22 protein-coding genes are annotated in these 21775 nt (G+C 60.1%); 11 read left to right on the top strand and 11 right to left on the bottom strand.

The window, feature by feature from the left end; genetic code table 11:
• Window positions 1-5: 5 nt before the first annotated feature.
• The gene (locus ACP7B0_RS03400) at window positions 6-1304 is read right to left on the bottom strand and encodes an NAD(P)/FAD-dependent oxidoreductase (protein ID WP_426139501.1); all 1299 of its coding nucleotides are present in this window, start codon (window positions 1302-1304) and stop codon (window positions 6-8) included.
• Between the two features lie 235 nt (window positions 1305-1539).
• Between ACP7B0_RS03400 and hpaR (ACP7B0_RS03395) the strand changes: the two genes are divergently transcribed.
• Window positions 1540-1962 carry a homoprotocatechuate degradation operon regulator HpaR gene (gene hpaR / locus ACP7B0_RS03395; RefSeq protein ID WP_426139500.1) on the top strand — a complete coding sequence of 141 codons (423 nt, stop codon included), beginning with the start codon at window positions 1540-1542 and terminating at the stop codon, window positions 1960-1962.
• A 77-nt stretch (window positions 1963-2039) separates the two neighbouring features.
• Here hpaR (ACP7B0_RS03395) and ACP7B0_RS03390 read toward each other — a convergent pair whose 3' ends face one another.
• The 9 genes from ACP7B0_RS03390 to ACP7B0_RS03350 form a co-directional block, all read right to left on the bottom strand.
• Window positions 2040-3500: an NAD-dependent succinate-semialdehyde dehydrogenase gene (locus tag ACP7B0_RS03390; protein ID WP_426139499.1), complete on the bottom strand. Its 1461-nt coding sequence runs from the start codon at window positions 3498-3500 to the stop codon at window positions 2040-2042.
• Between the two features lie 16 nt (window positions 3501-3516).
• On the bottom strand, window positions 3517-4317 hold the full coding sequence (hpaI, locus tag ACP7B0_RS03385) for a 4-hydroxy-2-oxoheptanedioate aldolase (protein ID WP_426139498.1): 801 nt from the start codon (window positions 4315-4317) through the stop codon (window positions 3517-3519).
• A gap of 18 nt (window positions 4318-4335) precedes the next feature.
• Window positions 4336-5139 carry a 2-oxo-hept-4-ene-1,7-dioate hydratase gene (gene hpaH, locus ACP7B0_RS03380; RefSeq protein WP_426139497.1) on the bottom strand — a complete coding sequence of 268 codons (804 nt, stop codon included), beginning with the start codon at window positions 5137-5139 and terminating at the stop codon, window positions 4336-4338.
• Window positions 5140-5151: 12 nt separating this feature from the next.
• Window positions 5152-6456, bottom strand: a complete 1305-nt coding sequence (locus ACP7B0_RS03375) for an MFS transporter (protein ID WP_426139496.1) — start codon at window positions 6454-6456, stop codon at window positions 5152-5154.
• 49 nt (window positions 6457-6505) lie between these two features.
• Window positions 6506-6898, bottom strand: a complete 393-nt coding sequence (locus tag ACP7B0_RS03370) for a 5-carboxymethyl-2-hydroxymuconate isomerase (RefSeq protein WP_426139495.1) — start codon at window positions 6896-6898, stop codon at window positions 6506-6508.
• 48 nt (window positions 6899-6946) lie between these two features.
• Window positions 6947-7804 (bottom strand): 3,4-dihydroxyphenylacetate 2,3-dioxygenase, encoded by an 858-nt coding sequence (hpaD, locus tag ACP7B0_RS03365; RefSeq protein WP_426139494.1) that lies wholly within the window; start codon window positions 7802-7804, stop codon window positions 6947-6949.
• Window positions 7805-7912: 108 nt separating this feature from the next.
• On the bottom strand, window positions 7913-9373 hold the full coding sequence (gene hpaE, locus ACP7B0_RS03360; protein WP_426139493.1) for a 5-carboxymethyl-2-hydroxymuconate semialdehyde dehydrogenase: 1461 nt from the start codon (window positions 9371-9373) through the stop codon (window positions 7913-7915).
• Between the two features lie 5 nt (window positions 9374-9378).
• Window positions 9379-10149, bottom strand: a complete 771-nt coding sequence (locus tag ACP7B0_RS03355; RefSeq protein WP_426139492.1) for a fumarylacetoacetate hydrolase family protein — start codon at window positions 10147-10149, stop codon at window positions 9379-9381.
• Between the two features lie 11 nt (window positions 10150-10160).
• On the bottom strand, window positions 10161-10817 hold the full coding sequence (locus ACP7B0_RS03350) for a fumarylacetoacetate hydrolase family protein (protein WP_426139491.1): 657 nt from the start codon (window positions 10815-10817) through the stop codon (window positions 10161-10163).
• A 189-nt stretch (window positions 10818-11006) separates the two neighbouring features.
• Here ACP7B0_RS03350 and hpaA point away from each other — a divergent pair, with 189 nt between their 5' ends.
• Both hpaA and hpaR (ACP7B0_RS03340) read left to right on the top strand, forming a co-directional pair.
• Complete coding sequence (gene hpaA, locus ACP7B0_RS03345; protein WP_426139490.1) at window positions 11007-11909, top strand: 4-hydroxyphenylacetate catabolism regulatory protein HpaA; 903 nt, start codon at window positions 11007-11009, stop codon at window positions 11907-11909.
• 273 nt (window positions 11910-12182) lie between these two features.
• Window positions 12183-12605 (top strand): homoprotocatechuate degradation operon regulator HpaR, encoded by a 423-nt coding sequence (gene hpaR / locus ACP7B0_RS03340; protein WP_426139489.1) that lies wholly within the window; start codon window positions 12183-12185, stop codon window positions 12603-12605.
• A 124-nt stretch (window positions 12606-12729) separates the two neighbouring features.
• Here the strand turns inward: hpaR (ACP7B0_RS03340) and ACP7B0_RS03335 are convergent, their stop codons facing one another.
• Window positions 12730-13632: a LysR substrate-binding domain-containing protein gene (locus tag ACP7B0_RS03335; protein ID WP_426139488.1), complete on the bottom strand. Its 903-nt coding sequence runs from the start codon at window positions 13630-13632 to the stop codon at window positions 12730-12732.
• A 221-nt stretch (window positions 13633-13853) separates the two neighbouring features.
• On the opposite strand from ACP7B0_RS03335, the gene ACP7B0_RS03330 reads away from it, so the two are divergent.
• The 8 genes from ACP7B0_RS03330 to ACP7B0_RS03295 all read left to right on the top strand — a co-directional run bounded on the left by ACP7B0_RS03330 (window position 13854) and on the right by ACP7B0_RS03295 (window position 21765).
• Window positions 13854-14930 carry an ABC transporter substrate-binding protein gene (locus ACP7B0_RS03330; RefSeq protein WP_426139487.1) on the top strand — a complete coding sequence of 359 codons (1077 nt, stop codon included), beginning with the start codon at window positions 13854-13856 and terminating at the stop codon, window positions 14928-14930.
• Between the two features lie 69 nt (window positions 14931-14999).
• On the top strand, window positions 15000-16073 hold the full coding sequence (locus ACP7B0_RS03325) for an ABC transporter ATP-binding protein (RefSeq protein ID WP_426139486.1): 1074 nt from the start codon (window positions 15000-15002) through the stop codon (window positions 16071-16073).
• Window positions 16060-16932 carry an ABC transporter permease gene (locus tag ACP7B0_RS03320; RefSeq protein WP_426139485.1) on the top strand — a complete coding sequence of 291 codons (873 nt, stop codon included), beginning with the start codon at window positions 16060-16062 and terminating at the stop codon, window positions 16930-16932. The genes ACP7B0_RS03325 and ACP7B0_RS03320 overlap by 14 nt, the downstream gene beginning before the upstream one ends.
• 6 nt (window positions 16933-16938) lie before the next feature.
• Window positions 16939-17736: an ABC transporter permease gene (locus tag ACP7B0_RS03315; protein ID WP_426139484.1), complete on the top strand. Its 798-nt coding sequence runs from the start codon at window positions 16939-16941 to the stop codon at window positions 17734-17736.
• Entirely contained in the window at window positions 17733-18875 is a 1143-nt protein-coding gene (locus ACP7B0_RS03310; RefSeq protein WP_426139483.1) for an NAD(P)/FAD-dependent oxidoreductase, read from the top strand. The genes ACP7B0_RS03315 and ACP7B0_RS03310 overlap by 4 nt, the downstream gene beginning before the upstream one ends.
• Window positions 18865-19218: a (2Fe-2S)-binding protein gene (locus ACP7B0_RS03305; RefSeq protein WP_426139481.1), complete on the top strand. Its 354-nt coding sequence runs from the start codon at window positions 18865-18867 to the stop codon at window positions 19216-19218. Before ACP7B0_RS03310 ends, ACP7B0_RS03305 begins: the two co-directional genes overlap by 11 nt.
• Window positions 19215-20591, top strand: a complete 1377-nt coding sequence (locus ACP7B0_RS03300; RefSeq protein ID WP_426139480.1) for an NAD(P)/FAD-dependent oxidoreductase — start codon at window positions 19215-19217, stop codon at window positions 20589-20591. Before ACP7B0_RS03305 ends, ACP7B0_RS03300 begins: the two co-directional genes overlap by 4 nt.
• Window positions 20584-21765, top strand: coding sequence for an NAD(P)/FAD-dependent oxidoreductase (locus tag ACP7B0_RS03295; RefSeq protein WP_426139479.1), 1182 nt, complete (start codon window positions 20584-20586; stop codon window positions 21763-21765). Before ACP7B0_RS03300 ends, ACP7B0_RS03295 begins: the two co-directional genes overlap by 8 nt.
• The last annotated feature ends 10 nt before the right edge of the window (window positions 21766-21775 follow it).

Raw genomic sequence — 21775 nt, 5'->3', positions numbered from 1 at the left:
CGGGATCAACGGCGGCCGTTGAAATAGCCCGAAAGTTGATGAAGGCTTTTGCCGGCAGTCAGCAACAGCGGCCGGATGTGGTCTTTGCCCATGATTTGCGCATGCTTGACCGAGCTGATCAGGTCAAAGCGAGAAGAACCCTCACTCATGCCCTCGGCCAATACCTTGCAAATGATGTGGCTGGGGGTGACGCCAAAACCGGCGTAGCCCTGTACATAAAAGGCGTTGGGGCGGCCGCTGAGGGTGCCGATCTGAGGGAACAGATTGGCGCCGGTCGCCATCGGGCCACCCCATGCCAGGTCGATCTTCACGTCCTTCAGGTACGGGAAGATTTTCAGCATCAGGTTGCGATTCCACGCTTTCAGATCCAGGGGGATGTGCTCGACGAAGGGGGTCGCGGCACCGAAGAGCAGACGGTTTTCGTTGGTGACACGGTAGTAGTCGATAACCGGTCGAATGTCGCTGTAGGCGCCGCGAATCGGGCTGATGCGGTTGATCATTTCATCGGAGAGTGGTTCGGTCACCAACTGGAAGGCATAGGTGTTCAGCGTGGTCTTGTGCAGTTCTGGCTCCAGTTTGTTGAGAAAACTGTCGCAGGCCCACAGCAACTTGGAGGCTTTGACCGAGCCTCGTCCTGTGCGCACCGTGATCAGCTCGCCATAGCTGACTTCCAGAGCCGGGCTGTGTTCGTAGAGGCGCACACCATGCTCGGCCAGCGCTTTGGCCTCACCCAGCAACAAGTTCAGTGAATGCACATGTCCGCCGCCCATGTGCAATAAGGCGCTGGTGTAGGCGTCGGAGCCGATAATCTGCTTGACCTCGGCACCTGCCAAAAAGCGGATTTCGTCCTTGGTGTTGATCGACTTGAAGTCCTTTTCCCAGGCGCGCAGGGTTTTTTCCTGGCGAGCGTTGAACCCCATGTAGCCATAGCCGTTGCAGAAGTCTGCGTCGATGGAGTATTTGGCGATGCGGTCCTTGATGATCCCGGCGCCCAGCTCGCTGATTTCAAAAATCTCCCGCAGTCCTTCGTCGCCCACGTGTTTCTTGATCTTTTCCAGGTCGTGGCCGATACCCGCCATGATCTGACCGCCATTGCGACCCGTGCCACCGAACCCCAGATAGCGCGCTTCCAGCACCACGATATTGGTAATGCCTTTTTCAGCCAGTTCCAACGCGGTGTTGATGCCGGAGAAACCGCCACCGATCACGACGACATCCGCTTCCACATCCTGTTCAAGGGTTGGAAAGCTCAGATTGTATTTTTTGGTTGCCGAATAGTAGGTAGGCGTTTCGATATTGATCATGGCGCAGCCTGAAAAGTGGAGGAAAACCCAATTGCAGGGCCTACAAGAAGCTCTGTACCTGTTGGTTGATATTAAGTGCCTTCCGAGCGGTAGGTGTCTTGATTCTGCGTGCCGTCGGTTTTGATTGTGGGTGCCAGGACGTCGCTGCCCGGAAGTAAAGCTGCGCGCATATTGGATCGGACGGTGATAGAGTTTGGTTAACCTGTTAACTAATTATGAGTTCGAACGTCTTCCGATGCCCAAGCCACGCCCTTCATTGACCCTCACATTGCTCCAGGCTCGCGAAGCCGCAATGGGTTTTTTCCGACCCTCCCTGAATCAACACGGTTTGACCGAGCAGCAGTGGCGGGTCATTCGTATCCTTAGTCAACAGGATGAACTCGAGATCAATCGTCTGGCTGAACTGGCGTGCATTCTCAAACCGAGCATGACCGGTGTGCTGGCGCGCATGGAGGCCGCCGGCATGGTCGTCCGGCGCAAAGCCGAACAGGATCAACGGCGCGTATTGGTGCGCCTGGCCGAGAAGGGGGAGGCCTGCTTCAGCTCCATGAGCCAAAGCATGGAAGCCAACTATCAGCGGTTGCAGGCCGGATTCGGCGAAGAAAAACTGCAGGCGCTGCTGAGCTTGCTTAACGAACTGAAAACCCTGAAAAGCTAGCCACAAAGGGTGCCTGACCCATCCCCAGCGTTACGCCGAGGATGGGTCAGTTATCGCCAATCAGACGCTCAGATGCATCAGGCCTGGCCAATTCCCAGGCACATGTACTTCTGCTCGATGTAATCATCGATGCCGTACTTTGAACCTTCGCGTCCCAGCCCCGACTGTTTGATGCCGCCAAAGGGCGCGACTTCGGTCGAGATCAATCCTTCGTTGACGCCGACCATTGCGTACTCCAGCGCCTCGCTGACACGCCATGCGCGCCCCAGGTCGCGGGTGTAGAGGTAAGACGCCAGTCCGTACTCGGTATCGTTGGCCATTGCAATCGCTTCGGCCTCGGTCTCGAACCGGAACACCGGTGCCAACGGGCCAAAGGTTTCGTCCCGGGCGACGAGCATTGCCGGTGTCACGTCTCCCAGAACGGTCGGCTGAAAGAAATTCCCGCCCAGGGCATGGGGCTTACCGCCCGCCAGCAGGGTTGCGCCTTTACCCAATGCATCGCTGATATGTTCTTCAATCTTGGCCACAGCCTTGGCATTGATCAGTGGCCCTTGTTGTGCGTTATCCACGTCAGCGGGACCGACCTTCAGTTGACTGACGGCGGCCACCAGCCGTCGGGTGAACTCAGCATAGACACTGTTCTGCACCAGGATTCGATTGGTACAGACACAGGTTTGCCCGCTATTGCGGAACTTCGATCCCATGGCGCCTTCGACTGCTGCATCCAGCTCGGCGTCTTCGAACACGATGAAGGGCGCATTGCCCCCTAGCTCAAGGCTGACTTTCTTGATGGTCTCGGCGCACTGCGCCATCAGGATTTTGCCGATACCGGTAGAGCCGGTGAAGGAGACTTTCTGAACACTTGGGTTGCCGGTCAACTCCGCACCGATCTCACGGGCACGGTTGCCGGTAACGATATTCAGCACACCCGGGGGGATACCCGCACGTTCAGCCAGTTCAGCCAGGGCCAGTGCGGACAACGGGGTTTCCGAGGCGGGTTTTACCACCACCGTGCAACCCGCGGCCAATGCCGGCCCGACTTTACGAGTAATCATTGCATTGGGGAAATTCCAAGGTGTGATAGCCACCACGACACCAATGGCCTGTTTGATCACCACCAGACGGCGGCCTTGTTTGTCATGAGGGATCACATCACCGTAGATACGCTTGGCTTCTTCGGCGAACCACTCGATGAAACTGGCACCGTAGGCGATTTCGCCCCGGCTTTCGGCCAGTGGTTTACCTTGCTCAAGGCTGAGCAAACGGGCGAGGTCTTCCTGATTGGCCATGATCAAATCAAACCACTTGCGCAGAAGGTTGCTGCGCTCCTTGGCGGTTTTGCCGCGCCACGCGGGCAAGGCCGCCTGGGCAGCGGCGATGGCCCGGGCGGTTTCGGCCTGGCCGAGGGCGCTGACCTGGGCGATGGTTTCGCCATCGGCCGGGTTGGTCACCGGGAAACGGGTGCCGTCATCGGCATCGACCCATTGGCCGTTGATGTAAGCCTGCTCGCGCAGCAGTTTCAGATCGTCAAGTTTCATCGCACTTCCCGAAAAGTCAGTACACGCCGCCGGAGCGGGTGGGCGCCGGAGCGTCTTTGAAGGTGGCGGCGAGGGCCTGCAGACCGCGCATCAGCACGGTGGTGTCGACGCCGACAGCCACGAACGCCGCACCCAGTTCGATGTATCGTCTGGCCAGTTTGTCATCGGCGCTGAGAATGCCAGCCGCTTTACCGGCTTTCTTGATGCGCGCGATGGCGTCTTCAATCGCAGCCTGGACCTCGGGATGCCCCGGATTACCCCGGTAGCCCATTGAGGCACTCAAATCCGCCGGGCCGATAAACACCCCGTCAACACCCTCGACCGCCGCAATGGCGTCCAGGTTGGCCAGGCCTTCGCGATTCTCGATCTGAACCAGCAGGCACATCTGCGCGTCGGCCTGATCGAGGTAGTCGGCAATACTGTTCCAGCGCGACGCACGGGCCAATGCGCTGCCGACACCGCGTATGCCTTGGGGCGGATAGTGAATGGCGCGCACCAGTTCCCGCGCCTGCCCGGCGCTCTCGACCATGGGCACCAGCAAGGTCTGGGCACCGATATCCAGCACCTGTTTGATCAGGGCTGTATCACCGATCACTGGACGGATGATCGCCTGGCTTGCGTAGGGCGCGATCGCTTGCAGTTGACCGAGCATGCCACGCAGGTCATTGGGCGCATGTTCGCCGTCGATCAGCAGCCAATCGAAACCGGCGTTCGCCGCCAGTTCGGCACAGTAGGCGTCAGCCAGACCAAGCCAGAGGCCGATCTGCGCTTCGCCGCTTTTCAGGCGTTGCTTGAAATGGTTGATGGGCATATCCATGGCACAGTCCTCCAGGAATCAAACGAAGCGGCAGGAGATGGAACCCAGCATGTCGTAATCGACATGGAAGGTGTCGCCGGGGTTGGCCGCCACCGGGCGAGTGAAGGAGCCGCCGAGGATGATCTGACCGGCCTCAAGGGTAACGTCGTAGGCGGCCAGCTTGTTTGCCAGCCAGGCCACCCCTTTGGCGGGATGATTGAGCACGGCGGCCGAAACCCCTGACTCTTCGATCACGCCGTTGCGATACAACACGGCCGGCACCTTGCGCAGGTCGATCTCGGTTGGCCGCACAGCGCGTCCCCCCATGACCACCCCAGCATTGGCGGCGTTGTCGGAAATGGTGTCGAACACCTTGCGGGTCGTTTGGGTCTGGGGGTCGATTTGCTGAATGCGGGCGTCGATGATTTCCAGCGCCGGGATCACCCATTCCGTGGCGTCGAGCACGTCGAAAATCGTGCAGTTCGGGCCCTTGAGCGGCTTGCCAAGAATAAACGCGAGCTCCACTTCCACCCGGGGCACAATAAAGCGCTCAAAGGGGATATCGGTGCCTTCCTCGAAGAACATGTCGTCGAGGAGGGCACCAAAGTCCGGCTCGGTGATGTTTGAGGACACTTGCATGGCACGGGAGGTCAGGCCGATCTTGTGCCCGACCAGCTTGCGCCCGTCCTTGATTTTCTGTGCGACCCAGGCGCGCTGGATAGCATAAGCGTCTTCAATCGTGATACCCGGGTGATCGAGGGAGAACTGTCGGACCTGTTCCCTGGAGCGTTCGGCGTGGCCCAGTTGTGCAGCGGCTTGCAGGATGTGCTGTTGATCAAGCATGACGAAGATCTCTTAGTGTGGGTTGACGATGGCCGCGTGGGTGCGCAGCACCAGGAGGCCGCCAAGGGCGATAAACAGGGCCAGGACATACAGGGCCAGGCTGGCGCTCTGAGTGGTGTCACGCATCCAGCCGATCAGGTACGGCGCCAGAAACGAGGCGATGCTGCCAAACGAACTGATCATCGCGATGCCAGCCGCCTGGGTGCCGTTGGACAGAAAGGCGGGCGGCAGTTGCCAGAACATCGGCAATGCGGCACTGGCGCCCATCCCGGCAATGACCAGCCCGGCCATCACCCACAGCGGGTTACCTGGTGCCAGGCCCGTCACGGCGATGCCAACGGCGGCCATCAGCAGTGGCACACAGAGGTGCCAGCGGCGCTCGCGATTGCGGTCCGAAGAGCGTCCGCAACCGATCATGAAGAAGCAGCCCGCCAGATAGGGCACGGCGCTGAGCAGGCCGACCTTGCCGTCGCTGCCGATGCCCGCGCCGTGAATCAGTGTGGGCATCCAGAAGGCCAGGGTGTTGACCGCCAGCATCACCGCGAAATAGATCGCGACCAGCAGCCAGACCTGCGGGTCGCGCACGATGCCGCCGAAGGAAGTGATGGATTTACGCTGTTCTTCGCTGTTCAGTTGCGCTCGCAGTTGTTGCTTCTGCATCGGGGTGAGCCAGTTCACCGTTTCGAAGCTATCCGGCAGGCACTTGAGCACCACCAGCCCCAGCAGAACCACCGGCGCACCTTCAATCAGGAACATCCACTGCCAGCCGCGCAGCCCACCGAGGTCATGGAAGCTTTCCAGAATCGCCCCGGACAACGGGCCACCGACCACCCCGGCCATGGGCACGGCAATGGCGAACAACGCGGTGACTTGAGCCCTGCGACGGGCCGGGTACCAGCGATTGAGAAACACCAGAATCCCGGGAAAGAATCCGGCCTCCGCCACGCCCAACAGGAAACGCAGGACATAAAAGCCGCTGGAGCTTTCGATCCATAACATGCTGGTAGAAAGCACACCCCAGGCCACCATCAGGCTGGCGATCCAGCGTCGTGGCCCGACTCGGTCCAGGGCCATATTGCTCGGGACGCCAAACAGTGCGTAGGCAATGAAGAACAGTCCGGCTCCGAAGCCGTAGACAGTGTCGCTGAAATGCAGGTCGTTACTCATCTGCATCTTCGCGAAGCCGATGTTGATCCGGTCCAGATGGGCGAACAGGTAACAGATCAACAGCAATGGCATCAGGCGCCAGGTAACGGTGCTGTGGGTTCGGTCGTCTGCGGCAAGGGTGGTGCTGTCGGCGGTATTGGCTGTGCTCATGATGTTGTACTTTTTGTTTGAGTGGCCATGAGTGGAAGGCGGGCGTGGATCAGCCCGCCTGGTTCTTCAAGAAGGCATGTACGTTGTTCTGCTTGAAATTGAGTTCCGGGTGCAGTTCGATCATCTCGAACGAGAGCGCCAGCAAGCATTGCGACTGCAGCTCGGCAAAGTGCTCGGTGATCATGCTGAACAGTGTTTCGGCGACGCGCTGGCGCGTAGGCAGATCCCGTCCGTGGCCGACCTTGAGGGTCATGTGGACGAAGGCGTAGTCGTGCTTGCCGTCCGCCATGCGCCAGGTATCCAGGCGCACGCCGCGACTGCGAATCCCCCCCAGGGGGAACACGCCGCTGTCTCCCAGTACGGTGTGAACCTTTTCGAACAGCGCGGGCAGGTTCGCCTGCTGTTCGATGTTGTCGGTGTATTCGGCGATGAAATGCGGCATGTGCGTCTCCGGGGCCACGAGCAACCCATGGGTTGCCCTGACCACGTGTCAGAGTGGAAAAATGGCGTTGATCTGGCCGGTGCCCGAGCTTCCGAAAGGCTGCGTGATGATCTCGACCGGTTTGTTGTATTCAGGCCCGCCGAGCAGTCCGAGGAGCATCGCGGTGTCGTGCATCTTGCCTTCGCCGAAACAGTGCTCGGCGTAGTCCGGGAGCATTGCGCAGAACTCCTTGAAGCGGCCTTGCTTCCACATCTCGACTACGTGCAGGTCCATCTGCTTGTCGAACTCGCGGGTCCAGTTGTGAATATTGGCTTCGGCTTCGCGGTCGTCGGAGAACCGGTGGGACAGCGAACCCGAGGCCAGCACCAGCACCTTGAGATCACTCTTCTCGATGGCCCTACGCACGGCGGCGCCGAAGGCAAAACTGTCTTCCAGACGGTGCCAGGCGCACCAGGCCGCGATGGAGACCACATTGAACTTCTGTTCGTCGGGTACGCCCATGTGCATGTAGCGCATGGGCACCAGGGTGCCGTATTCCAGCTCCAGGCTCGGGATGTTATGGGCCATGGTGCGAACGCCCGCCTGATTGGCTTCGGCAGCGATCAGTTCGCCCAATTGCGGACAGCCCGGATACTCGTACGCCATGTTCTTGATGAAGTGCGGCAGCTCGTTACTGGTGTATATGCCCTTGAAATGCTCGCCGCCGTTGACGTGATAGCCGCTGTTGACCAGCCAGTGCACGTCGAACACCACGGCGGTATCGGCGCCAAGCTCGCGGGCGCGACGGCCGATTTCCTTATGTCCGGCAATCGCCGCTTCGCGGCAGCCATGATGCTTGCCGGGCAGTTCCGACAGGTACATCGAAGGTACGTGGCAGATTTTTGCGGCCAGGACGACTTCGCCCATGATGACTCTCCTCAAATTGTTGTTATTTGATTCAACCTGACAGCCAGTGAAGTCAGGAATGGGTCGATGTACGCCCCGTATCGGTTTTCAACGGCCGTCACCGACGGTTCAGACGCCCCAGCGCGGAATGTGGTGGCTGCCCATGGAGATACAGACGTTCTTGATCTCGGCGAACACTTCGAAGCTGTACTGACCTCCTTCACGACCCGTGCCGGAACCTTTCACGCCGCCGAACGGTTGACGCAGATCACGCACGTTCTGGCTGTTGATGAACACCATGCCGGCTTCGATGCCGTAAGCCAGGCGATGGGCTTTGCCGATGTCCTGAGTCCAGATATAGGACGCCAGGCCGTACTCCGTATCGTTGGCCAGTTGCAGGGCCTCGGCTTCGTCCTTGAACGGGATCAGGCACACCACCGGGCCGAAGATCTCTTCCTGAGCGATGCGCATCTTGTTGTTCACATCGGCAAATACCGTTGGCTGGATGAATTGCCCGCGACTCAGGTGTGCCGACAGGTTGGCCGGGCGCTCCAGACCACCGGCCAGCAGGGTGGCACCTTCTTCGATACCGATCCTGATGTAGCCGGTGACTTTGTCGTAGTGGGCCTGGGTGATCATCGAGCCAACCTGGGTTTTCGGGTCCTGCGGGTCGCCGACGATCAGACGTTTGGCACGAGCGGCAAACTCGGCGACAAACTGCGGGTAGACGCTTTCCTGAATGAAAATCCGGCTACCCGCGGTGCAGCGCTCGCCGTTGAGCGAGAAAATGGTGAACAAAGCCGCGTCGAGGGCACGCTCCAGATCGGCGTCTTCGAAAATCAGCACCGGCGACTTGCCGCCCAGTTCCATGGAGTACTTTTTCAGGCCGGCGGTCTGCATGATTTTCTTGCCGGTGGCGGTGCCGCCCGTGAAGGAAATCGCCCGTACGTCGGGGTGTCGAACCAGCGCGTCACCGGCAGTGGCACCGTAGCCCTGAATGACATTGAGCACGCCGTTCGGAATGCCGGCTTCGACAGCCAGCCGACCCAGCTCGTTGGCGGTGAGCGGCGACAGTTCGGACATCTTCAGGACGGCGGTATTGCCCAGTGCCAGGCACGGCGCGGTCTTCCAGGTGGCCGTCATGAACGGCACGTTCCACGGTGATACCAGCGCGCAGACGCCCACCGGTTGGTACAGGGTGTAGTTGAGCATCTGGTCATCGACCGGGTAACTGTGACCGTCCATGCGGGTGCAGACTTCGGCGAAGAAATCGAAGTTGTGCGAAGCCCGTGGAATCAACACGTTCTTGGTCTGGTGGATCGGCAAACCCGTATCGAGGGTTTCCAGTTCCGCCAGTTGCGGCACATTTTGCTCGATCAGCTCCCCGAGCTTGCGCATCAGGCGAGCACGTTCCCTGGCTGGGGTGTTGGCCCACTTGGGGAAAGCCTCCCTGGCCGCAGCCACAGCCTGAGCAACCTCTTGGGGGCCGCCGCTGGCGACTTCGCCAATGGCGTCGCCGGTGGCTGGGTTGTAGTTGACGAAAACGTCTTTGCTTTCGACCTCGCGGCCGTTGATCCAGTGTTTGATCATGGTGCTCAAGCCTCTTTACGCGCGGAGAAAAATTCCGCTTCGCTGACAATTCGATTAACCAGACGCCCCACGCCTTCCACTTCCACAATGACCTCATCGCCCGGGACCACATCGGCCAGACCTTCCGGGGTGCCGGTGGCAATCATGTCGCCGGGCTGCAGGGTCATGAAGCTGGACAGGTATTCGATCAGGTAGGGGATGTCGAAAATCATGTCCTGGGTGCTGCCTTCCTGACGCAGTTCACCGTTGATCCAGGTGCGCAGCTTCAGGTTGCCCGGGTCCGGCACGTCGGCGACGTCGACGAGCCATGGGCCGATGGGCGTGGTGGCGTCACGGTTTTTCACCCGCAGGTTGGGCCGGTAGTAATTTTCCAGGTAGTCACGGATCGCGTAGTCGTTGCACACCGTGTAGCCAGCCAGGTACTCCAGCGCGTTTTCACGTTTGACGTTGCGCGCCGGCTTGCCGATGACGGCCACCAGTTCGCACTCGTAGTGCATGTAAGCGACGTTGTCCGGACGCCAGGTGGTCTGGTTGTGGCCGGTATAGGTGCCGGAGGATTTGAGAAATACCAGGGGCTCGGTCGGTGGCGTGAACGCCAGTTCGGCGGCATGGTCGGCGTAGTTCAGGCCCAGGGCGAACAGGCTGCCGGTCGCCGGCGGCAGCCATTGCACTTGATCTTCGGCCAGCAGGCGACCATCGGCCAGGCGCAGGGCATTGTCTTCTTCGACGTGGGCGAGGTGGACTTCGCCTTCAAAACGGATACGGGCGTGTTTCATGGAAACTCCTGTTACTCGGCCACGATGTGGTTGACGAGGCGGCCCAGGCCGCTGATTTCGACTTCAACGGTGTCGCCGGGCTGGACATCGACACGGCCTTCTGGTGAGCCGGTGATCAGCACATCGCCTTCGTGCAGCGTCATGAATTCGCTGATCTCGGCGATCAGTTGGGGAATGCTGCGGACAAAATTGGCCGTAGAGTTTTCCTGACGCAGCACACCGTTGACGAACAGCTTCAGGCTCAACTGGTTCGGGTTGGCGACCTGGTCACGGGCCACCAGCTCGGGGCCCAGCGCGCAAAAGCCGTCACGGCACTTGGCCTTGATGGCAGGGCGGTAGTAGCTGTCTTCCGGCAGACTGAACTCATTGACGATGGTGTAGCCAGCCACATGTTCCATCGCCTGTTCAACGCTGACCCGGCTGGCGCTTTTGCCGATCACCACGCCTAAAGCCGGGCCCGGCTGGAGGCGTTCACCCGTTGGGTGGACCACTGGGAGGTCATGGCCATTGCGGGTATTGGGCGTCTTGATGAACAGCACCGGCTTGACGGGTGGTTTCTGGTAAGGCGCTTGCTCGAATTCGGCGATACGTTGGTTCAGCAACCCCTGAAAGTTCAGCGCAACGCCGAACAGGGTGCCGTTCGCAACATCATGCAGGGCACGGCTCATGCTTTTCTCCTGGCAGTGGCGGGGCAATGACTTCCCCCTGAAATATTCGTTAACCTGTTAACGTTATAATTAATATGTTAACTATCGTCAAGCGTGGCAAAATCCATGGCCAGTGGTTAGCTGCCTGAAACCGGCGCAGGATGAAAGTCCTTGCACGGCCAACACCAGAACAAGAAAGAGAACCCAGCGATGATCGATCGTCAGCCGATCCCCAACATCAACATTGGTCAGGTCTACGACCAGCGCTACAGCGATGCCGAAGTGCACTACGACAAGCTCAGTAATCTGGCGGGGTTTTTCGGGCGCAACATGCCCGTGCACCGGCACGACCGGTTCTTTCAGGTGCATTACGTGAAGAGCGGTGCGGTGCGGGTCTATCTGGATGACCAGCAATACCTCGAGTCGGGGCCGATGTTTTTCCTCACGCCACCGACGGTGGCCCATTCCTTCGTTACTGAAGCGGACGCCGACGGGCACGTGCTGACGGTGCGCCAGCAACTGGTCTGGCAGTTGATCGATGCCGACCCCGGTCTGGCGCCCGGCGCGCAGTTGCCGGCGGCCTGCGTGGCGTTGGCGCGGCTGGCGCCGAAATTTCAATCCGAGGTCAAGCGCCTGGAGTTTCTGTTCGAGGAGTTGTGCAGCGAGATCAACGCCGATGGGCCAGGGCGCGGTTCGGTGCTGGACAGCCTGACGCGATTGATCATGATCAGTCTGCTCAGGCTGTGTGCCAACTCCCTGGAAGCCCGCCCGGCGCGTCATGAAGACTTGCGGATCTTCCACCGTTTCAACGAGTTGATAGAAGATCACTACCTGCAGCATTGGCCGCTGTCGCGCTATGCCGACGGTGTGGGTGTGACCGAGGCTCGGCTCAACGACGTCTGCCGGCGCATTGCCGACCTGCCGTCCAAACGCCTGATCCTTGAACGGCTGATGCAGGAAGCCAAGCGGCTGTTGTTGTTCACCGGCAGTTCGGCCAATGAAATCTGCTATCAGCTGGGATTCAAGGACCCGGCCTATTTCAGTCGGTTCTTCCAGCGCTATGCGCAGATGACACCGGGTGAATACCGCCTGCGGCAGTCGGGGTTGCGCTGAAGCAGCCATGTTCGTTTCTCGATGGGCGTCGAGCGATCATGGCCGCAGTCGCCACCCTGAAAAATGGCTTTTACGGGGAACTGATTGCACTTTCCATGGCCGATTCATCACGAGAGGGCTTGTCAGTGCGGCGCACCCATCAGCGCTTACGAATACGCGAGGGACGGCGGCGTCGATTTGTTTCCAAATTAATGACTTGCCGCAGTGTCGTATTGCATGTGCACGGTGCCGACTCTAAGCTTCGAGGCTTAGTCCTCTCTTGTGCGTGACCTCATGCAGACCCCCAGACCGTCCCTTACGCTCACCTTGCTACAGGCCCGCGAAGCGACCATGGCGTTTTTCCGGCCGTTGCTCAACGAGCATGATCTGACTGAACAGCAGTGGCGGGTGATTCGTATCCTGCGCCAGCACGGCGAACTGGAAAGCCACCAACTGGCTCATCTGGCGTGCATCCTCAAGCCAAGCATGACCGGCGTGCTGTCCCGACTGGAGCGCGACGGCATCGTCCGTCGCAGGAAGTCATCGGAAGATCAGCGCCGGGTATTCGTCGCCCTCACCGAGCAGGGCCAGCAGTGTTTTGTCGACATGAGCGCGGGGATGGAAGCCAACTACCTGAAGATTCAGGAACAGTTCGGTGAAGAGCCGCTTGAGCAGTTGCTGGAACTGCTCAACAAGCTGAAAAACATCAAGCCCTGACTGACACATTGTTTTTCCTACGTCCGGCACATCATCAGCGGGCTGACGGGAGGACGGAGCTGCCTCGCTAGACACCCGTCGGGCTGTAAACGCAAGCGCATGAGGCCTGTGATTGTGCCGGTGCTTAACGTTCGTCACTGTCGAACGCATCACGGTAAAACGCTTTCAATGTCTCGACAAACTCCTCGGCCAGCTTGGTACGTGCCTGCGCGATGGGCCAGATGACGTAGGTGGGGAACAGGATGTCGGGCCTGAACGGGCGAACCACCACGTCGCGATGCAGGTAGTCCCTGGCCACCAGGGGATGAGCAAGCGTGATGCCCATGCCCAGCGCCACCATTTCACAGTTGATGGCGCTGTATTGCGCTTCTACCGCCATGACGCGCTCAACACCGGCCTGCTCGAACAATCCATCCACTTGGGACCGTGTGCCGTCGCCGTGGCACAGGGACACAAATACTTCTCCCTCAAGGTCCGTGAAGGTTATTTGGGCGCGCTTGGCCAGCCGGTGGGTACTGGGCAACACGCACACCGCAGGTACTTGGGTGAGCAGCTCGATTTGATGGCTGCTCACATCGCCGGGATGGACGACAATGCCAATGTCGCAGTACTGGGATTTGACCCATTGTTCCACCGTCTGCGACGTGTTGACGTGCAGTGACACTGTGAGTTCGGGTCGCGAATCCGTAAAGGTCTTGAGCACTCTGGGGATTACGCTCAAACCGTTCGAAGGCACTGCCGCGACCCGCAAGCGACCTGTCCCCAGATTCCGAATGTTCTTTGCCGACAGCTTGAGGCTGTCGAGGCCAACGTAAGCACGCTCCACTTCCTGAAAGAACGCCTGACCTTCCTGCGTCGGGATCAGACGCACTCCGGCACGTTTGAACAATGACAGACCGGTGCTCAACTCCAACTGGGCAATCAGGCGGCTGATATTGGGCTGCGAGGTGTACAAGACCTCTGCTGCTGCAGTCATGGAACCCAACCGCATCACATTGCGAAACGCTTCTATCTGCCTGAGGTTCATGGTGACCTTCCATATCCAATATGAATAGCTAACCCGCATATCCGTATTTGACCATATGAATGGGCCGTCGCAATACTCCGAACCAGCAACCCATAGCGCACATGAAGATGCGCCACCCGGGATGGACCTCCGGGAGCATGCAGCCTGCATGCATGACTTCGGTCTTCTCCGAAGCAACTGACGCATTGTTCGATCTGCCCCATGCACTTCGGAGATAGTCTGTGAATAGTCTGAACACATCCCCTGTGGTAACCCCGTTTCGCCCGCTGAAGCCTCTTTCCCTCGCCGTCGCTGTTGCGCTGGCCGGGTTGATCAGTGCACCTGCATTCGCCGATACGACCTTGTATGTCGCCGGTGTCGGAGGCTCGACGGAGCAGATGTACAAAACCAGAGTGATCCCCGCTTTCGAAAAGCAGCACAACGTCAAAGTCGTCTACGTAGCCGGGAACTCCACGGAGACCCTGGCCAAGCTGCAAGCTCAGAAGGGACGGCAGCAGATCAACGTGGCCATGATGGACGACGGCCCGATGTACCAGGCGTTGCAGATGGGGCTGTGTGAAAAACTCAGCGACGCGCCGGTTTACAAAGACCTTTACCCATTGGCCCGTCTCAGCCCTGAAGCCACCGGTATCGGCGTGGTCGCCACTGGCATCGGCTACAACGAAGAGGCGTTCAAAAAGCGCGGCTGGGCGCCGCCGGACTCCTGGGAGAGTCTGACCGATCCGCGCTACAAGCAACTGCTGGGCATGCCGCCTGTAACCAACACGTATGGTTTGCATACCCTGGTTGAAATGGCCCGACTGCGGGGTGGCAGCGAGAAAAACATTGACCCCGGCTTCAAGGCGCTCAAGGACGAAATCGGTCCTAACGTTCTGGCCTGGGTGTCGGCACCGGGTGAGATGGACGGCATGATGCAGAACGGCGACGTGGTCATGGCGGTGTATGGCAGCGGTCGTGCAGTGGCCTTGCAAAGCACCGGGTTCCCGCTGAAGTTCATTTACCCCAAAGAAGGCGGCATCGCCTTGCTGGTCGCGGCCTGCGGCGTGACGCCCAACACCCAGTCCGAGCTGTCTCAGGCGTTTATTCAGTACGTCTTGTCGCCTGAGGTGCAGGCTATTCAGGCCAGGGAAAACGGCTTTGCGCCGGTCAACAAGACCGTGAGCCTCGCGCCGGACATTGCCGCCCGCATGCCGTACGGGCCAGAGAAGGTCAACGCCTTGATCAAGGTGGATTGGGACACGATCAACCAACAGCGCAGTGAGTGGACCACGCGCTGGAATCGCACGGTCGAGCGCTAGCGTTCACGGTGGTTGTGAACTCCCCGAAACCCTTCTGGAGACGCAGGCTCACGCCTGCGTGGCAAGCCCATGGCATTTCTCACACTCGAAGGTATCGTCAAGACCTACGGCAATTTCAGGGCCATTGACGGTTTGAACCTTGAGGTCCGGCACGGCGAATTCATCGCGTTGCTCGGGCCGTCCGGCTGCGGCAAGACCACAACCCTGCAGTCTATTGCCGGGTTCGTACAGCCCACCGAAGGGCGCATTGTCCTGGATGGACGCGACATTACCCACGTGCGACCTGAACAACGCGGGCTGGGTATCGTCTTTCAGAGTTACGCGCTGTTCCCCCACATGACCGTGGCCCAGAACATCAGCTTCGGCCTGGAAATGCGTCGCGTACCCAAACATGAGCGCGCCAAGCGTGTTACCGAGGCGCTGGATCTGGTTCGCCTCGGCGGTTTGGGCGAGCGCTATCCCAAGGCGCTGTCTGGCGGGCAGCGTCAGCGGGTAGCGATTGCCCGCGCGCTGGCGATTCAGCCCAATCTGTTGCTGCTGGACGAGCCCATGTCCAACCTGGACGCCAAGCTGCGCGAAGAGATGCATATCGAGTTGCGGGCAATACAACGGGATTTGGGGATCACTACGATTCTGGTGACCCACGATCAGGTTGAAGCCATGACCATGAGCGACCGCATTGCGGTCATGCACAAAGGCCGCATCGTGCAGATCGACACGCCCTTCGAAGCCTACGAGCGTCCGCATTCGCCGTTCGCTTCAGCCTTTCTGGGCAAGACCAACGCCTTCGCCGGCGCGGTGCAGCTGCGCAACGAGCGCTGCTGTCACGTGCAGGTCCGGGACACGCTGCTGCATGTGCCTCATGAAGACCGCACGCTGGGTCACGACGTGAATGTCTATATCCGCCCGGAAAAAATCCGCCTGAGCGCGGTGGGTAGCGGTCGGCTGACGGGCCGCGTCCGTTTGCGAGTGTTTCTGGGTAATTTGTGGCTGATTGCAGTGGATAGCCATCTGGGGCTGGTGCACATGACCCAGCCCAATCTCGGCATGCCTCCGCCCGATGAAGGCAGCGAAGTCGGGCTGGATTGGTCCGACGATGACCTGCGCCTGCTCGACCGGGAGGTTGCTCATGGCCAGGTATGATGCCGAACACGTCGGTGTTGCACCGTGGCTGCTCAGCGGCCCGGCCTTACTGGTGTTTATCGCACTGTTGCTGGCGCCGTTGCTGCTCACCGCCGTGCTGTCGTTGAATCTGTTCAGTGACACCGCGGGCGTGGTGCCCGGCTACAGCTTTGGCAATTACCTTGAGGTGTTCAAGGACGACTACTTCCACGAAATATTTCTGCGCACTGGCGGCATGGCGCTGGCCGTCACTGTCCTCTGCGTACTCCTGGGGGTGCCTGAAACCATCATCATTGCGCGCATGGCGCCGCGCTGGCGTTCGCTGTTTCTGCTGGTGGTGCTCGGCCCGCTGTTGATTTCGGTGGTGGTGCGCACCCTGGGCTGGGCGATCCTGCTGGGAAACAACGGGCTGATCAACGACGCGCTGCAGGCACTGGGTATTACTGATCAGCCGGTAAAAATGCTGTTTACCCAATTGGGCGTGGTCATCGCCCTGACACACGTGCTGGTGCCCTTCATGGTGATCGCGGTCTGGGCGACCTTGCAGCGTCTTGACCTGCAAGTGGAATGGGCGGGGCTTTCGTTGGGGGCGTCACGGCTGACAGTGTTCCGGCGGGTCATCCTGCCGCAGATCATGCCTGGCATCCTGTCCGGCTCGATCATCGTCTTCGCCCTGGCCGCGTCAGCGTTTGCCACCCCGGCGATCATCGGCGGCCGACGCTTGAAGGTAGTGGCGACGGCCGCCTATGACGAATTCCTCGGCACCCTCAATTGGCCCCTCGGCGCGGCCATCGCGATGCTGTTGCTGGTGGCCAACCTGATCATCATTCTGGGTTGCAGCAAGCTGGCCGAACGCCGGTTCAAGCAAGTCTTCGAGTAAACGGCCATGCACAAGAACGGATTTTTCTCACAGCTGTATCACGTCTGTTTTGTCACGTTCATCGTTGCGCCCTTGCTGGTGATAATGGCGATGGCATTCACCAACAAGGGCTATCTGTCGCTGCCCACGGACGGCCTGTCTTTGCGCTGGTTTCGAGCGTTGATGGACAACCAGGAAATGCTCGACGCCTTTACGTTGTCGATCAAGCTCGGCCTGGCGTCAGCGACCATTGCCGCGCTGCTGGCGATCCCGGCGGCGCTGGCAATCAGTCGTTACGAGTTTCCCGGGCGTGGCGCGCTCACCGGGTTTCTGCTGTCGCCGTTGATGATTCCGTCAGTGGTGCTGGGGATCGCCTTTCTGCGTTTTTTCTCCCTGGCGCAGATTGGCGGCTCATTCTGGGCCCTTACCATGACCCACGTGATCGTCGTATTGCCTTATGCACTGCGCCTGACACTGGCCTCGACCATCGGGCTTGAACGCGACATCGAACAGGCGGCGTTATCCCTTGGGGCCAGTCGCTGGACTGCGTTTTACCGGGTGGTGCTGCCAAGGATTCGCACCGGGGTGATCGGCGGCTGGATGCTGGCGTTCATCCAGAGCTTCGACGAGCTGACCATGACGGTATTTGTCGCGACTCCGGGGACCACGACCTTGCCAGTGGCGATGTACAACCAGATTTCCCAGACCATTGATCCGCTGATCACCGCCGTCTCCACGGTGCTGATCGTCGGCACTTTGCTGCTGATGCTCGTGCTGGATCGCATGGTCGGTCTGGATCGCGTATTGATCGGAGAAGGCAAATGAGCCAGGACATCCATAACGTCACCCAATCTGACGTGATTGTCGTCGGCGGCGGGCTGGTCGGCACGGCAGTGGCTTACGGCCTGGCGCAAAGCGGCGCCGACACTGTCGTGCTGGATCAGGGCGACGACGCCTTTCGCGCTTCCCGGGGGAATTTCGGACTGGTCTGGGTGCAGGGTAAAGGTCATGACCTGCCGGATTATTCGCGTTGGACACGTTCATCGGCAGCTAAGTGGCCAGCATTGGCGCAGGCCCTGATGGCCGACAGCGGCGTGGACGTGCAGCTCCGGCAGCCGGGCGGTTTCCACATGTGTTTCAGCGATGAAGAAATGCTGGAGCGACAGTCACGCTTGCAGACACTGCAGGACGCGCTGGGTGATTACCCCTACCAGATGCTGGATGCGGCAGACCTCAAGGCTCGCTTACCACTGATTGGGTCTGCGGTGGTGGGGGCCAGCTACACGCCTCAGGACGGGCACGTCAATCCATTGAAACTCTTGCGCGCTTTGCACTCGTCGGCCAAGGCCAAGGGCGCACGGCTCTTTGGTGGCGTTCAGGTGGAACGCATTGACTGTGCTCCCGGTGAATTCTGCGTCACCGCCGGTCAGCGCCGCTTTATTGCACCGCGCGTTGTGTTGGCCGCAGGCCTGGGCAATCCGGGGTTGGCCAGACAAGTCGGTTTGCATGCGCCGGTTGCGCCCAATCGCGGCCAGGTGCTGGTCAGCGAGCGCCTCCGGCCATTTCTGGACTACCCGACTATTAATGTGCGGCAGACCGATGAAGGAACCGTCCAGTTGGGCGACTCGATGGAGGAGGTGGGTTTCGATGATGGCACGTCCACCGAGGTGCTGGCTGCCATCGCCAGGCGCGGCGTCGCCACATTTCCGCTGCTACGCGATGTGCGCCTGGTTCGAGCCTGGGGCGCGTTGCGCGTCATGAGCCCGGACGGGTTTCCCATCTATCAGCAGTCCGACGCGCACCCCGGCGCATTCGTTGTCACCTGCCACAGCGGCGTGACGCTGGCGGCGGCCCACGCGCTACGCCTCGTGCCCTGGATCATGGGCGGTGCGCAACCTGATGAACTGGCGGTGTTTGCCGGCGAGCGTTTTTTAACCGACAAGGTGTTTTCTCATGGGCACTGATCCGCTGTTTCAACCCGTTACAAGCGAAGTCAGGGCGACGCGTACCGTGAACCTGACGTTCAACGAGCAATCACTGACCGTTCCGGGAGGCACCAGTGTCGCTGCGGCGTTGCTGATGTCGGGCATCACGCGTTTTCGCGCGACGCCCGTGAGCGAATCACCCCGGGCGCCCTATTGCATGATGGGGGTATGTTTCGACTGCCTGGTGAACATCGACGGCGTGCCCAACCGGCAAAGTTGTCTGATAGAGGTCGCTGAAGGCATGCGTATCCGCTCCCAGGAAGGTGCCCGCGACCTGATATTTCAAGCGACAAACATCCAGCTATCAGAGGTGCAGCCATGAATCCCGAATCCGTCGATGTCGTGGTGATTGGGGCAGGGGCGGCGGGCATGAGCGGTGCCGTGGCATTGTCCGGGATGGGCCTTGATGTGGTGTTGCTGGACGAGCAGGGCAGCCCCGGTGGTCAGATCTATCGGGGCATCACGTTGGCGCCGTTGTCCCGCCGGGACCTGCTGGGGCCGGATTACGCGCAGGGTAATGAACTGGCACAGCGCTTGGCTTCATCGACCGTACGCTACGAAAAAGGCGCATCAGTGTGGCAGGTGACCCGTGATCATCAGGTCAGTTACTTGCGCGACGGCCGTTTGCACACGCTGAGTGCCAAGGCAGTTTTGCTTGCCACCGGAGCCATGGAGCGACCGTTTCCTATTCCCGGCTGGACGCTGCCTGGCGTCATGAGCGCCGGCGCCGCGCAGATTTTGCTGAAAGGATCGGGGCTGGCACCGACGGAAGGCGTTGTGCTGGCAGGCTGCGGCCCCTTGTTGTACTTGCTCGGTTGGCAATACCTGCGCGCAGGCGTGCCGATCAAGGCGCTGGTGGACACAACCCGCGCGGAGGATTACTGGCGTGCTCGACGTCATCTGTTTGCAGCCTTGCGCGCTTGGCCGTATCTGCGTAAAGGGCTGGAATTGATGCGCAGCCTGCGATCAGCGGGCATCGCTCACTACACCGGTGCCGAGCACCTGTCGGTGGAAGGAGAGGAGGCCGCCACGGCATTGACGTTCACTGCTTCCGGCAAAAAACAACGCGTTGCCACTCGCTGTGTGCTGTTGCATCAGGGGGTGGTGCCGAACATTCAGTTCAGCCAGTCGCTGCGCGCTCGGCATGAATGGGACATCGATCAGCTGTGTTTCAGCCCGGTGGTGGATCCCTGGGGTGAACTGGATGTGCCCGGGGTTTACGTGGCCGGAGACGGTGCGGGCATCGGCGGTGCTCAGGCAGCAGCGGTGCAGGGCCAATTGACGGCGCTGGGCATTGCCTCGCAACTGGGGACAATCAGCCCGGCGCAACGTGATCAACGGGCCGAGCCGCTGCGGGCAACACTTGAAAGCAACCTGAGAATCCGTCCCTTCCTGGACAGCCTGTATCAACCCAAAGAAGAAAACCGCATCCCGGCAGATGACGTCATGGTGTGTCGCTGCGAAGAAGTCACCGCAGGCGATTTGCGGGGATTTGTCGCCCTGGGGTGTGTCGGCCCCAACCAGGCCAAGTCGTTTGGGCGCTGCGGCATGGGGCCTTGCCAAGGGAGAATGTGCGGCCTGACGGTGACCGAAATCATTGCCAAGTCGCGCGGGGTCTCGGCTGCCGAGGTTGGCTATTACCGTATTCGGCCGCCCATCAAGCCGATCACCCTCGGGGAATTGGCCAGTGAGTGAGTCCAGCTCGCATCAAAGCGACGTTTTGGTCATCGGGGGCGGTATACACGGGCTGAGCACGGCGTTTCATCTGGCGCAGCGCGGCGTCAACGTGAGGGTTATCGAGGCCGAATACTGCGGTCGCCATGCTTCCGGGGTCAATGCAGGGGGCGTACGCACGCTGGGCCGGCATACCCCTGAAATTCCGTTGGCGTTGTCGTCTCGGGAACTTTGGCATGAACTGCGGCAGGTGCTGGGGGATGACGGTGGCTTTGTCCCTAGTGGCCAGTTGAAACTGGCGGAAAGCCCGGCTGAGCTGCAAGCGTGCAGGGAGCGTGTCGAGCACCTGCAGGCCTTGGGTTTTAGCCATGAAGTGCTGGTCGATCAGCAGCAGGTGTTCGAGATTATTCCAACCGTTGCCCCACACGTGGTCGGTGGCATCTGGGTCAAGGATGATGGCTATGCCGTGCCTTACAAAGCCGTTACGGCCTTTCGACGGGCGGCAGAGAAACTCGGCGTTCCGGTGCATGAGAACTCGCCAGCGCAGCGCATTGAGCAAACGGGCAATCATTGGACCGTCACCACGACCGGGGCAATGTACCGCGCCGAACACCTGGTGGTGACCGCCGGAGCCTGGGCAGGGGAGTTGGCGGCGCAGGTGGGCGAGGCGGTGCCTGTTCACCCTGAAGGCTTGATGTTGATGGTCACCCATCGGGTCGCACCATTCTGCGCTCCGGTATTGGGTGCCACGGGCAGGGCGCTGTCGTTCAAGCAATTCGCCAACGGCACCGTGGTGATTGGCGGCAAGCTGATGGGCTCGCTGGATTTCCCGGCGCGTCATGGCGAGGTCGACATGGCCCGGCTCGGCACCAGTGCGCGCACTGTCACCGATCTTTTCCCCCACCTTAAACACCTTGGGGTTAATCGTGTCTGGGCGGGTGTCGAAGCCTTTACCGCTGATGACTTGCCGGTAATCGGCGCCAGTCGCAAGGCCAGCAATCTGAGCTATTCATTTGGCTTTTGCGGCAGCGGGTTTCAGATGGGCCCCGGCACAGGCCGGCGTCTGGCCCAGCAGATTCTTGGCGAACATTCGGACATTTCTCTGGACGCTTTCGCCATCGACCGCTTCAACAACGGCGCAGCAGCTACCCCGCTGATGCCTCTGCAACACAGTTCAACCATCGCGCAACACTGAGGAGTTCACA

The sequence above is a fragment of the Pseudomonas sp. DWP3-1-2 genome (assembly GCF_049896285.1).
In the GTDB taxonomy this organism is placed as follows: domain Bacteria; phylum Pseudomonadota; class Gammaproteobacteria; order Pseudomonadales; family Pseudomonadaceae; genus Aquipseudomonas.
Note: the sequence above shows the minus strand (reverse complement) of the source record. Positions and strands in the feature narration are given on the sequence as shown.